Source organism: Metapseudomonas phytobenefica (genome assembly GCF_043392685.1).
Lineage (GTDB): Bacteria > Pseudomonadota > Gammaproteobacteria > Pseudomonadales > Pseudomonadaceae > Metapseudomonas.
Genome location: NZ_JBHZGM010000023.1, coordinates 35,155 through 47,100, shown reverse-complemented (window position 1 = coordinate 47,100; position 11,946 = coordinate 35,155). Strand labels below are relative to the sequence as shown.

Annotated in this window: 10 protein-coding genes; 4 read left to right on the top strand and 6 right to left on the bottom strand. The window is 66.0% G+C overall.

Annotated features, from left to right (window positions below; translation table 11 throughout):
* Nucleotides 1–9 precede the first annotated feature (9 nt).
* Nucleotides 10–420 carry a tetratricopeptide repeat protein gene (locus tag ACFW0B_RS18115; RefSeq protein WP_449150422.1) on the bottom strand — a complete coding sequence of 137 codons (411 nt, stop codon included), beginning with the start codon at nucleotides 418–420 and terminating at the stop codon, nucleotides 10–12.
* 578 nt (nucleotides 421–998) lie between these two features.
* On the opposite strand from ACFW0B_RS18115, the gene ACFW0B_RS18110 reads away from it, so the two are divergent.
* The gene (locus ACFW0B_RS18110) at nucleotides 999–1,481 is read left to right on the top strand and encodes a GreA/GreB family elongation factor (RefSeq protein ID WP_449150389.1); all 483 of its coding nucleotides are present in this window, start codon (nucleotides 999–1,001) and stop codon (nucleotides 1,479–1,481) included.
* A gap of 31 nt (nucleotides 1,482–1,512) precedes the next feature.
* Nucleotides 1,513–1,920, top strand: a complete 408-nt coding sequence (locus tag ACFW0B_RS18105) for a hypothetical protein (protein ID WP_449150388.1) — start codon at nucleotides 1,513–1,515, stop codon at nucleotides 1,918–1,920.
* A gap of 608 nt (nucleotides 1,921–2,528) precedes the next feature.
* Here ACFW0B_RS18105 and ACFW0B_RS18100 read toward each other — a convergent pair.
* The 4 genes from ACFW0B_RS18100 to ACFW0B_RS18085 all read right to left on the bottom strand — a co-directional run bounded on the left by ACFW0B_RS18100 (nucleotide 2,529) and on the right by ACFW0B_RS18085 (nucleotide 9,462).
* Nucleotides 2,529–5,609 (bottom strand): error-prone DNA polymerase, encoded by a 3,081-nt coding sequence (locus ACFW0B_RS18100; protein WP_449150387.1) that lies wholly within the window; start codon nucleotides 5,607–5,609, stop codon nucleotides 2,529–2,531.
* The gene (locus ACFW0B_RS18095; protein WP_449150386.1) at nucleotides 5,606–7,021 is read right to left on the bottom strand and encodes a Y-family DNA polymerase; all 1,416 of its coding nucleotides are present in this window, start codon (nucleotides 7,019–7,021) and stop codon (nucleotides 5,606–5,608) included. The genes ACFW0B_RS18100 and ACFW0B_RS18095 overlap by 4 nt, the downstream gene beginning before the upstream one ends.
* Before the next feature lie 7 nt (nucleotides 7,022–7,028).
* Nucleotides 7,029–7,643 (bottom strand): translesion DNA synthesis-associated protein ImuA, encoded by a 615-nt coding sequence (gene imuA, locus ACFW0B_RS18090; protein WP_449150385.1) that lies wholly within the window; start codon nucleotides 7,641–7,643, stop codon nucleotides 7,029–7,031.
* Between the two features lie 205 nt (nucleotides 7,644–7,848).
* Nucleotides 7,849–9,462 carry a M28 family metallopeptidase gene (locus ACFW0B_RS18085; RefSeq protein ID WP_449150384.1) on the bottom strand — a complete coding sequence of 538 codons (1,614 nt, stop codon included), beginning with the start codon at nucleotides 9,460–9,462 and terminating at the stop codon, nucleotides 7,849–7,851.
* Between the two features lie 282 nt (nucleotides 9,463–9,744).
* On the opposite strand from ACFW0B_RS18085, the gene ACFW0B_RS18080 reads away from it, so the two are divergent.
* Nucleotides 9,745–10,446, top strand: a complete 702-nt coding sequence (locus ACFW0B_RS18080; RefSeq protein ID WP_449150383.1) for an SOS response-associated peptidase — start codon at nucleotides 9,745–9,747, stop codon at nucleotides 10,444–10,446.
* A 24-nt stretch (nucleotides 10,447–10,470) separates the two neighbouring features.
* Here the strand turns inward: ACFW0B_RS18080 and ACFW0B_RS18075 are convergent, their stop codons facing one another.
* Nucleotides 10,471–10,713, bottom strand: a complete 243-nt coding sequence (locus tag ACFW0B_RS18075) for a hypothetical protein (protein WP_449150382.1) — start codon at nucleotides 10,711–10,713, stop codon at nucleotides 10,471–10,473.
* Nucleotides 10,714–11,018: 305 nt separating this feature from the next.
* Here ACFW0B_RS18075 and ACFW0B_RS18070 point away from each other — a divergent pair, with 305 nt between their 5' ends.
* Nucleotides 11,019–11,405 carry a hypothetical protein gene (locus ACFW0B_RS18070; protein ID WP_449150381.1) on the top strand — a complete coding sequence of 129 codons (387 nt, stop codon included), beginning with the start codon at nucleotides 11,019–11,021 and terminating at the stop codon, nucleotides 11,403–11,405.
* Nucleotides 11,406–11,946: the final 541 nt, after the last annotated feature.

Genomic DNA, 11,946 nt, shown 5'->3' with positions numbered 1-11,946 from the left:
GCGGCGCGATCAGGAGTGCCGCGGGAGGCGGCTGAGCAGGTGCCTGGCTTCGTGGGAACCCTGGGAGGCCGCCTGTTCCAGCCAGTGGCGGGCCTGTTCCGGTTCGTTGACGCGGGGCTGGCTGCACAGGCGGCCCAATTCGAGCTGAGCGCAGCGGTCGCCGGCGCGGGCGGCCTGGCGCAGCATGTCCAGGCCGATGCGGCGGTCACGCGGGTTGCCGCAGTCGCGGCAGAGCATCTGGCCCAGGCGGCTTTGTGCCACGACCACGCCTTCCCGTGCCGGCTGCTTGAGCATCTTGCCGGCAATCCGCTTCACGCTCTGCGCCTGGCCCAGGCGCGGGCTGTCCAGCAGCCAGAGGGCAACGCGGGTGGGCAGGGTTTGCTGGCTGGAAACGGACTCAGCGGGGACGCGGAACTTCATGAAAAAGGGGCAGCTGGCGAGAAAGGCGCGCAACTCTACTCCTTTTTTCTGGCAGGTAAAGTCTTGCAATTGCCGAATGTGGCGTTCTAGAGCAAGTGCTCAGGACAATCCACAGAACCTGTGGATAACTCTGTTGAGAAGATGATCGAAACGTCACCGAGTGCTTATGGTTCGTGGCCTCCGCTCAAACTGATGATTTTTTCACCAATTATAAAATTCCTTATTTTTCATGTAGTTACGAAATCATCACTGCGAATCAAGCGCTTACGGGACATTTCAGCAGTCCTTTGCGAAGCTGCATCGCAACTGTGCACAACTTGAAACTGTCAACCCCCTGCCCGCTCCATTGCGGGGCATTTTGCTCCGAAAAGCGCCTGGAACCTGTGTTGTACGGGCGTTCCAGGCGGCGACAAATGGCACGAGAAAAGTACTCCGGGCACCCTGCTTAAGCTGGTACGGACGTACTCCTGCGCCAACACTGTGCACAAGTTCGTTCCCGTCTTGTACGAAGCCGTTTTCCTCCCGCACGGGAAGGCTTTTAGAATGCCGGCTCCAGCCCTTCGCCACCTCCTGCCTCCATGGACAAAGCCCGCATACATCGCCTGATCCTCGACAAGCTCGCCGCCGACCTGCAATTGCTGCAACGCGCGGCGCAGACCGCCTACGAGGCGGCGACCCACGAGGAAAACATCGCCGAAAACAAGTACGACACCCTCGGCCTGGAAGCCTCCTACCTGGCTACCGGCCAGGCGCGTCGGGCAGCGGAGATCAAACAGGCCCTGGGGCTGTTCGAGAACCTCAACCTGCGCCCCTTCGACCCGGCGCGCGGTATCCAGCTCAGTGCGCTGGTGCTGCTGGCCGCCGAGGATGGCAGCGAACAGCGGTTGTTCCTCGGCCCCGAGGCTGCCGGTCTGAAAGTGGTCGACAACGGCGAGGAAATCACCGTGATCAGCCCGCGTTCGCCCCTGGGCCAGGCGCTGCTGGGCAAGGGCGAAGGCGCCGAGGTGATCCTGACCATCGGCAATGGCCAGCAGGCCTTCGAGGTGCTGGAGGTACACTGATTTCCTGCCGCCCCACCGCTTCGGAGGCACCATGGCTCGCCCACGTCGCATCCTGCGCATCAGCTTCAACCCCCTGGTCCTGACCTTCAGCGTCGCCCTGGGGGTCTGGCTCGGTTTCATCGCCATCGGCCTGACCACCTACCTCGGTTACCAGCTCTATACGGACGGCAACCAGCCTCCGGTGGCCGAAGTCCTCACCCCGCCACCTGCCCCGCCACAAGCGGAACCGCAGCCGGCGCCCGTGCCAGGCACGGGCGACGAGCGCCTGCAGAAGTACGAGGAGAACTACAACGCCGCCCAGCGCGCGGACAACGAGCGCCAGGAACGGCTGGAGGAACAGCGCCGGCTGAACGATGCCAAGTGCCAGTTCTGGACCGAGCAGTACCGCAACGCGCCAACCGAGAAGGCCAAGCGCAACATGGCCCAGGAGTGTGGCTAGCAGGTGCACCTCGTCTGATTTCAGTGTGCCAGCCGACCAAAGGCAGCCGGCTTCGATCGGCCGTCATACTGACCCGGCTAGACTCTTGTCGTGCGCCTTCCACTTCGGCGCCAGAGGCGGTTCGCAATGGGTCCCGAAATTTTCATAGCCCTGATGATCATGGGCTGGCTGCTGGCAGCGGTCGCGTTGCTGTGGGCCATGCTCAGGATCTCCCACCATCACCACCACCATCACAGCCGGCCTTCGCCCCCCCACTCTTCCCGCTCGTTCCGACGGCACAAGGCGAAGAACGCACCGGTGGTTCCGCACTGAACGTCCTGTAGAGCCGGGGCGCTCCGCGCCCCTTGGCGAATGAATTCCCCCCTACAACATTGGCCAATGCGCACATCGCCCGGGCCTCACCCGCCCTTGTGGGGGCGATTTCAATCGCGAATGAATTCCCACAGTAGGTAGCCCGTATATGAAATCCGGGGAAGTTCCATCCACCGTTCCCGGATTTCATCCAGGCGACGATCTACCCAGGCCCGACCGTAGGATGGGTCGGGCGGCGTTCCGCAAGCGCAGCGATACCCATCTTTTTCAGCCAATGAGCAGCGATCTTCATCGATCTAGTGAAAATCGCGGCTTCTCACATCCAGCCCCGACAGCAGCGGTGTGAGGTCGTGCAGGCGGCGGGCGATGAGGTGGCGAACGCCGTCCACCGACTCCAGGCGACCGTCCACCTGCAATAACTGAGAGCCCACCAGAACGCGGCGCTGGCGTTCGGCCAGGTCGTGCCAGACCACCACATTGACCATGCCGTATTCGTATTCCAGGGTGACGAAGATCACCCCGCTGGCGGTCTGCGGGCGCTGGCGCCCGACCACCAGGCCGGCGACGCTGAGGTTCCTTCCGTGCTCCACCGCCTGCAACTCCCGCGAGCTGCGGCAGCGCCGCTTGCGCAAAGCCGCGCGCAGCAGGGAAAGAGGATGCGGCCCGAGGGTGGTGCCCAGGGTAGCGTAGTCGGTGAGCATGTCTTCGCCCACGCTGGGCAACGGCAGGGCCACCTGGGTTTCTTCCTGCTCCGGCAGGCCGGCGAAGAGCGGCGCCTGCACCTCCACCCCGGCGACCACCCAGCGCGCCCGGTGACGGTGCCCGGCCAGGCCGCGCAGGGCGCCGGAGTCGGCCAGGAGTTCGCGGGCGCGAGCGTCCAGCCGGGCACGCCGGACCAGGTCGCCGACGCTGCTGAAGGGGGCGGCCTGGCGCACGCTCTCCATGCGCCTGGCATCGTCCTCGCGAAAGCCCCGCACCATCCGCAGCCCCAGGCGTATGGCCGGTTCTCCAGCCTCTCCCGCCGGCTCCAGGGAGCAATCCCAGTCGGAAAAACGCACATCCACCGGACGCACCTCGATCCTGTGGCGGAGGGCATCCTGAAGCACCTGGTCGGGGCTGTAGAAGCCCATCGGCCAGCTGTTGATCAGGGCGCAGGCGTAGGCGGCCGGCTCGTGGCATTTCAGCCAGCAGCTGGCATAGGTGAGCAGAGCGAAACTGGCGGCGTGGGATTCGGGAAAACCGTAGCTGCCAAAGCCCTTGATCTGCTCGAAAATCCGCTCGATGAAATCCCGCTCATAACCCTTGGCGAGCATCCGCGAGGTCAGCCGCTGGCGGTGGTGTTCCAGGCCGCCATGACGCTTCCAGGCGGCCATGTTACGGCGCAGTTCGTCCGCCTCGCCGGGCGTGTAGTCGGCGGCGACTATCGCCAGCTGCATCACCTGTTCCTGGAACAGCGGCACGCCCAGGGTGCGCTTGAATACCGGGATCAGCTCAGCCTTGGGATAGGTGACCTTCTCTTCCCCCTTACGCCGGCGCAGGTAGGGATGGACCATGTTCCCCTGGATCGGCCCCGGACGGACGATGGCGACCTGGATCACCAGGTCGTAGAACGCCCTGGGCTTCAGGCGCGGCAGCATGGACATCTGCGCCCGCGACTCGATCTGGAATACGCCGATGGTGTCGGCGCGGCCGATCATGTCGTAGGTGGCCTCGTCCTCCTTGGGCAAGGTGGCGAGGGTCCACTGGATGCCGCGATAGCGCTCGATCAGCGCGAAGCAGCGGCGCAGCGCGCTGAGCATGCCCAGCGCCAGCACGTCCACCTTTAGCAGCCCCACCAGGTCGAGGTCGTCCTTGTCCCACTGGATGACGGTGCGCTCGGCCATGCTGGCGTTTTCCACCGGTACCAGGCTGTCCAGCGGCGCTTCGGAAATCACGAAGCCGCCGGGGTGCTGGGACAGGTGGCGGGGAAAGCCGATCAACTCGTTGGTCAGCGCCACGACCCGGCGCAGCACCGGGCTTTCCGGGTCGAAGCCCACTTCCCGCAGACGCTCCGCCGAAGGTCCCTGGTCGCTCCAGCCGCCGCAGCAATCGGCCAGGGTGTTGACCTGGTCCGGTGGCAGGCCGAGGGCCTTGGCCACATCGCGTACCGCGCCGGCGCCGTGGTAGGTGTTGACCACCGCCGTGAGTGCCGCCCGGCCCCGCCCGTAACGGCGGAACAGGTACTGGATGACCTCCTCGCGGCGCTCGTGCTCGAAGTCGACGTCGATATCCGGCGGCTCGTTGCGCTCCTTCGACATGAAGCGCTCGAACAGGAGTTCGGTGAAGACACAGGGGTCCAGCTCGGTGATGCCCAGGGCGAAGCACACCACCGAGTTGGCCGCCGAGCCGCGCCCCTGGCAAAGGATGCCCTGGCGACGGGCGAAATCGACGATGTCGTACACCGTGAGGAAGTAGCTCTCGTAGCCCAGCTCGGTGATCAGCGCGAGCTCCTTTTCCACCAGCGCTCGCGCCTTGGCCGGCACGCCGCCGGGCCAGCGTCTCAGCAGTCCCTCCTCGGTGACGGCGCGCAGCCAGGTGCCGGGGCTGTGCCCGTCCGGCACCAGCTCGCGGGGGTACTGGTAATCCAGCTGGTCCAGGCTGAACTGGCAGCGACGGGCAATGCGCACCGATTCGGCCATCAGCTGCGCCGGGTAGAGGCCGGCCAGCAGCTCACGGCGGCGCAGGTGGCGCTCGCCATTGGGGAACAAGCGGAACCCGGCCTCGGCTACCGTGCAGTGATGGCGCACGGCGGTCATGCAGTCCTGCAGGGCGCGGCGGCCACGGGCATGCATATGCACATCGCCGGTCGCCACGGGCGGGATGCCGACACCCGCGGCCAGGGCCAGCAGGCGCGTCAGACGGCCGGCGTCGTCCGGCCCCTGGTGCAGTTCCACCGCCAGCCACAGGCGTTCGGGGAAGCACTGGCGCAGCCAGGGGCCTTCGCGGTCGTCGTCTTCCCGGTCCGGCACCCAGAGGGCCAGCAGGCCCTCCGTGGGCTCGGCCAGGTCCTCGCGCAGCAGGCGGTACTCGCCCTTCTTCGCACGCCGCCGGGCCTGGGTGATGAGCCGGCAAAGGCGCTGGTAGCCGGCCAGATTCTCCGCCAGCAGCACCAGCTTCGGACCGCCCTCGACCCGCACTTCGCTGCCGATCACCAGGGGCACTCCGGCGTCTTTGGAGGCCTGCCAGGCGCGGACGATGCCGGCCAGGGTGCATTCGTCGGTGATCGCCAGCGCCGCGTAGCCATGTTCCCCGGCCCGCTTGAACAGTTCGCTGGCACTGGAGGCGCCGCGCTGGAAGCTGAAATTGGACAGGCAGTGCAGCTCGGCGTAGGCGTTCATGCGAACCAGCCGTGCAACAGCAGCGGCCCCTCCCCGTGCACCGGGCGAAAGGCCCAGCCACGCTGGCCGCCACGGGTTTCCACCAGGTAGTAGTCGCGGCGCACGTCGCCGCCATCCCACCAGCCGGACTCGATGCGTTCGGGGCCGGCGAGGATGCGCACGGACGATTCCCGCAGGGGCACGGGCTCACGCAACAACCAGCCGGGACGGGGCGGACCGGGCGGAAGCGGCGCCTGCGGGCCCTCGGCATCCAGTTGCCAGGCGCATTCGGGACGATGATCGGCACGGGCGGCCAGGCTGTGCACCGCGTCGTCTCCCAGGCGTGCCCGCAAACGTTCGCGCAACTGCTCCCAGGGCAGGGATTGCTGCGGGCGCTCGTCGAACAGCTCGCGCCGCTCCGGGACGAAGGCCGGCAGGTCCCGCGCCTGCAGGCGGAAGGCGCGCACTGGGGCCGGCACCTGCAACTGCTCCAGGCGCCCACGGGCCAGTTCGAAGAGCATGGCCGCCTCACGCTCGGCACTGAGCAGCCCCACCGGCACCCGGGTTTCCGGCAGGTCACGGTGTTCCAGATGGAGGGTGAAGCGCTGCACGCCGCTGTCACGGCAGGCGAGGAACGCGGCCAGGTCGGCGGTGAGACGGCGCAGGGGGAACAGCAATGCCTGGTGGGATTCCACCTCGAAGTTCAGCTCGATGCGCAGGTCGAACTCATCCGGAGGCCGATAGCACTCCAGCGCCAGGGGACGCTCGCCCAGCAGGGTGTCGAGGTGCTGCAGTACTTCGCCCGGAAAGCGCCTGGCCAGCGTCTCCCGGGGCAGCGCCAGCACCTGTTCCAGATGCCGCAGGCCCATGCGGGCGAAGGCAGTGGCGGCTTCCCGTGCCAGACCGGCGCGATCCACCGGCAGGCGCCCGAGGGCGGCACGCAGTTCATCCTGGTTCGCCACCGCCAGGCCATCGTAGGCATTGGCCAGCACCCGCGCCGCCGCCGGGTTGGGCGCCGCGACGATGCGATGGCGAAAGCCCAGGGCCGCCAGCTCCCGCCGCAAGCGGGCCTCGAAGCGCGGCCAGGGGCCGAACAGGGCGAAGCTGGATTCCACCTCCAGCAGCAGGCAGCGCGGATAGCGCAGGCTGACCTGGGAACTGAAGCGGTAGGCCCAGGCGGCCAGCAGTTGCTGCCAGTGCTCGATCCGCGCCGGGTCGTACTCCACCAGGGTGAAGTCGCGGGTCAGGGCATGGGCGGCGGTCAGCGACTGGCCGGGCCGCAGCCCCAGCGCCCTGGCGGCGGGGTTGAGGGCACGCAGCACGCGGCGCTGGGGCGTGCCCGTCACCAGCGCCAGGGGCGCTTCGGGGTCGGGGTGGACGCGCAGCACGCCATCCAGCGCCAACTGCGGCAGCAATATGCAGGCCCAGCGCATGACGGCATCACCGGGACAGGGCGATCGGCGCCGCGGGCGGCAGACCGCCCCGGCACTTGAGCACCCGCAGCTGCGCCGGCCAGCCGTCGACGGCAATGCGCAGGGCCGCCGGCGAGGGGTTCAGGGCGGCCTCCTGCGGGCGGTAGGCAAAGGCCAGGGTCTGGCCGGTTTCGGCGGCCACCTGCAGGCGGCGCAGGGCGCGATCATCGGCCTGTTGCGGCCAGCACAGCACCGCCCCGCAACTGCCGGAGCGCAGGCATTGCTCGGCCGCCCAGAGGGCATCGCGACCGCTGGCCTCCACCAGCGCCAGCCAGCGCAGGTCGACGCCGGCGGCCTGCCAGGCCTGGGGATAAGGGATATGTGGCGGCGCCACCAGTACCACGCGTTCGGCGCGGGAGGTCAGCCGTGCCAGGGTGGGCCAGAGCAGACGCAACTCGCCCAGGCCAGCGGCAGGGACGAGAATTTCGCTGAGTGCGGCCTCGGGCCAGCCGCCACCGGGCAGGACCCGGTCCAGGGCGTCGAGACCGGTGGGCTGGTCGCTGCCAGCCGCCAGCGCGCCGGGCTGTCCCTTCCAGACCCGCCGTTCGTTGAGCAGGGCATCGAGGGCTACGACGGCGCCCATCAGCCCTGCCCGTTAGCGGAAGAGAAAAACGGCAGCCCCGGGGCGGGGCTGCCGAAAGGGCCAGGAACAATCATCAAGGCCATTAGGGGAAATCCTAAGATCACTGTATTTATATACAGTAGATCGCAGAGGCCTTCTACGGTCAATTCAGAAAAGACGGAAGGCCTGCAAAAGCACGAGACTCCGCAGGCCCGCCGTCCTTCCGTCATTTCACGAAGTGATTACCCCAGCGCTCGGCCTGGCGCACCGACTGCATGCGCAAGGTCCTGGCGCCCTTCGCCTGCTCGGCGGCAGCGGCGATCTCGTCGTCGATGATCTTCGTCGACAGCGACAGCCAGCTGGTGGCGAAGGCCATGGCGTCCCCGTTGATCTCCAGGGCGTTCAGGTCGATGTTGGCGGTGTTGTCGCAGGCCTGGTGGTAGCAAGGGTCGAAGGGCTGGCCGGCAGCGCCGCCGTACTTCTGCGCCTGCTCTTCGCTCTTGATGTCTTCGGCGCCGGTGAACAGGCCGCCGAAGGGAATGCCCACCTCGAAGAACTGCGCATAGTCGGAGCGGAAGTCGATCTGGGTGCCTTCGGCAGACTCGCCACGCAGCTTGAAGTAGGCCTCGAACAGACGCTCGATGGCAGCCGAGCCGGGCGGGCCCTGCAGGCCGAAGGACGAGCCGTCGCCGTCATAGATGAAGTTGCCGAAGTTCGGCGACCCGATCATGTCGAAGTTCAGGTACGCCTTGATCTTCCTGCGTTCCTCATCGCTCAGGCTATTGACGTAGAAGGTCGAGCCCACCAGCCCGGACTCCTCCGCGCCCCACCAGGCGAAACGCACCTTGTTCTGCGGGTGCGCCTTGCGCAGCAGCACGGCCATTTCCAGCAACGCCGCGCTGCCCGAGCCGTTGTCGTTGATGCCGGGGCCCTCGAACACCGAATCCAGGTGCGCGCCGGCCATCACCACGTTCTGCGGATCGCCGCGCCGGGTTTCGGCCACCAGGTTGAAGGTCTGCGTCTTCTCACGGATCACGTCCGCCACCATGCGCACTTGCAGGCCGGGGGTCTGGGACCAGGCCACGCCGTTGTCATAGGTGGCGAACAGCGCCGGAATGCCGCCCTCGTAGGTATCGCCCAGGGTGACGTTCTCCAGGCCCTTGCGCTCCTCGGTGTTGCCCTGGTTGAAGATGATCACGCCCACCGCGCCAGCCGCCGCGGCGTTCTCCGCCTTCACCTCGAAGTTGCAGCTGCCACGCTGGATCAGGGCGATGGAGCCGCTGGGGAAACCGGCGAAGTCCTCCGCCTCGCAGCCGCTGGTGGAGGCGTTGCCGGCGCCGAGGGACAGGTCCACCGGCACCACCGGGGCGCTGACGTCGCCGGCATCGGTCTGCGACAGGTAGTTGAAGTCCTCCTCCCAGACGTATTCCACCGGTTGCGGCGTCAAAGCCTGCAGGGTGCCCGGCCCCTTGGGAAAGTAGGCGGTGAAGGGGAACGGCTGTACCCGCACTTGGTAGCCGGCGCGCTCCAGGGACTGCTTCACGTAGTCGATCGACGCCTGGTAACCCGGCAGGCCGGCAGCACGGTTGCCATCGTTGAGGGTGGCGATGTCCTGCAACTCCTGCAGGCGGTGCATCACGTTGCTCGCCTGCAAACATCGCGGCAGGCCCAGAGGCGTGCCGACCAGTACCGGTGAATTGCAGAGCGCGGGGTTGGGCTTGCCGGGAGTCCAGAATTCGCCGAAGGCTTCGCCTTCGGGCGCCGGAGCAGCAAGGGTGGACGTGGAAGCAGCGAGAATCAGGGAACCAACAACACGTCTGACGTTGTTCTTGTGGGTCATGACTTCAATCCTTTTGAAGTGGTTGTAGGCGGCCTGCCGTGGCATCGCGCCACTATCCTGTACGGCATCCTCGGGAGCAGGCCTGAGAGAACAGACTGGCGCAAGGTCATCCGGTTCTCCAGCCAACCGTAAAAAACGTGCACTTTGTCGCCTTTTTCGCTGCAACTTTCCGGAAATTAGCCACTGCATTGCCATCAAATAGATGGCCGCCTCATATCACCAGCCCATTTGGCAGGTACTCGGGTTCTATGCTGAAGGCATCCCCCGAAACAGGAACCAGCCATGTGCGGCCGCTACGTCAGCCCCTCCGATCGCGCCATAGAAGACTACTGGCACATCGGCGCGCGGGACTCGGGGCGCTGGATCCAGCGTTTCAATGTGGCCCCCACCAGCCAGGTGCCGATGCTGCGTCTGGATGAACAGGGAGAGCTGGAATTGGTGCCGGCGCGCTGGGGCCTGATCCCCTCCTGGTGGAAGGAGGCGAAGCCGCCGACCCTGTCCTTCTTCGCCCGCAGTGAAGAAGCCGCCGGCAAGCCCCTGTGGCGCCAGAGCCTGCGCAGCCACCGCTGCCTGATGCCCGCCAGGGGCTGGTACGAGTGGAACCCGAATCAGCAGGTGCGCAACGCCAGCGGCCGCCTGGTCCACCAGCCCTACTACCTCTACAGCCCGAATGACCCGCTCCTGGCCTTCGCCGCCATGTGGGCCACCTGGACCGGCCCGCAAGGACAGACCGTCATCTCCTGCGCCCTGCTCACCCGGGAAGCGGCACCGGCCATCCGCGCCATTCACTCGCGCATGCCGGTGGTGCTGCCGCCGGAACAATTCGCCTTGTGGCTGGCCCCCGACACACCCGGCGAACAGCTGCAGCAGGTCATCGCCCGGGCACGCGACGACTTCACCGGGCATGCGGTTTCCACACGGGTGAACAGTGCTCAGAACGATGACGAAGGATTGATCGAAGCGATTGCCGTGCCAGGCCGCTGAAGGGCCCGGCCTGTCGAAGGAGGCCTACTCGCTGGCTACCTGCCGCATTCCGGCCGGTGTCGACAAGCGCACGTCGATATACGAATAGAGCGTCGTGTACGCGCTGATGGCTATCCGCTCGGCCGCCAATAGCCGCTCGAACTCCAGCATCTGCTCATCCGACCAGGGCACTGTGGCCTCTTCCAGAAAGGCCACCACAGCGATGTGCGCAGCAGAAACGTTGAGCGAGAGGCGGCGCAGCTCCGCCCAGTAAACCGGTTCGATCACGAATCGCTCCTGGCGCATCACCTTTCCAGATGCACTTGATTAGCGATAGCGCACCCACTTCAAGCCCGCCAGCCGGGAAGCAGAAATCCGGTGAACGGCATTTGCCGACCCACAAACGGAGCTCTTCAAGACCAGTGCCCTTTCGTTCGCCCGATGCCGGCATACACTTGTCCGGCACAGGCAGCGGCCAACCGGGGGAGGACTCCCGCCCCCTTCGTCGACGGCCTCCGCCCCCAGGCGCCCTGCCCCAACGGCTAACCGACGACAAGCCGGGTAGCCACATGCACCAGCCTGGAGCAACAGCCATGAAAACCACCCACCCTGGCAACCCTTCAGTTTCATTCCTCGGCGGCAGTGTTCTGATCCTTTCCACCCTGCTGATCGCAACAGGCTGTGCGCAGAACCCCGATATCAGAAGCAGCCGGGACGGAACGTCCGGCGTCAGCAGTCGAGCCAATCCCGACTACATGAACTGCGTGAAAAGCGGCATCCGCCACGACGCCCAAACCTTTACCTCCGAAGAAAACAGCAAGACCCTCCTCTTCGTCGGCAGCACCGACCCCGAGAAGGCCTCGGGACTGGTGGAACTCTCCGACGCCCAGGGGCAGAAGCAGTTCTCCGTCTTCCAGCGCAACGCCTGGCAGGACAAGGGCCGGCTGATCAATGCAGCCATGATGTGCGCCAACTCCTGAGCCCCTGAAAGCGAAAAACCCCGCAGCCATTGGACTGCGGGGTTTTTCTGGGTATGCCGGGGGAGGGGGATTTGAGTCGTTCCGGGGGCTGGATCAGAGCGTTGCTGACCTGCTCAGTTTGGGGTTTCCAGCCATTCGCCCGCGTCGATTTTCGACAGGCTAATCGCTCTCATAAGCTAACCGACAATCGAAACCAGAGTTTCGAAACCCACCTGAATCGCCCTGCTGAATATCAAAATAGAAACCATCGTTTCGATTCGGCTGACCGCACCTTGCCCCCGGCCAGCCCGGCCGATGACAACTACTTCGCAGCACTGCGCAACCGGGTACGAAACGCCGAGGTATGAAGGACGGGGCTGTTCGCAGCGCACCGCCCGATCCATCCAGCGAACGGTTCGCGAGCAAGCTCGCACCTACGCAAACGCCGGGTTCATCCCGCAATCGAGGATTCCGGTCGTCACGGGTGGAGCCGCTGATTCATGGCAGTGCCCCTGGGACGTGGTTTTCCGGGCTCAAATGAAAAGTAAGCGCTCCACGAACC

Bases quoted from the DNA above. Each gene is read 5' to 3' on its own strand.
- ACFW0B_RS18105 (WP_449150388.1), top strand. From the start codon at position 1,513: ATGGCTCGCCCACGTCGCATCCTGCGCATCAGCTTCAACCCCCTGGTC.
- imuA (WP_449150385.1), bottom strand. From the start codon at position 7,643: ATGGGCGCCGTCGTAGCCCTCGATGCCCTGCTCAACGAACGGCGGGTC.
- ACFW0B_RS18085 (WP_449150384.1), bottom strand. From the start codon at position 9,462: ATGACCCACAAGAACAACGTCAGACGTGTTGTTGGTTCCCTGATTCTC.
- ACFW0B_RS18115 (WP_449150422.1), bottom strand. From the start codon at position 420: ATGAAGTTCCGCGTCCCCGCTGAGTCCGTTTCCAGCCAGCAAACCCTG.
- ACFW0B_RS18110 (WP_449150389.1), top strand. From the start codon at position 999: ATGGACAAAGCCCGCATACATCGCCTGATCCTCGACAAGCTCGCCGCC.
- ACFW0B_RS18080 (WP_449150383.1), top strand. From the start codon at position 9,745: ATGTGCGGCCGCTACGTCAGCCCCTCCGATCGCGCCATAGAAGACTAC.
- ACFW0B_RS18100 (WP_449150387.1), bottom strand. From the start codon at position 5,609: ATGAACGCCTACGCCGAGCTGCACTGCCTGTCCAATTTCAGCTTCCAG.
- ACFW0B_RS18095 (WP_449150386.1), bottom strand. From the start codon at position 7,021: ATGCGCTGGGCCTGCATATTGCTGCCGCAGTTGGCGCTGGATGGCGTG.
- ACFW0B_RS18070 (WP_449150381.1), top strand. From the start codon at position 11,019: ATGAAAACCACCCACCCTGGCAACCCTTCAGTTTCATTCCTCGGCGGC.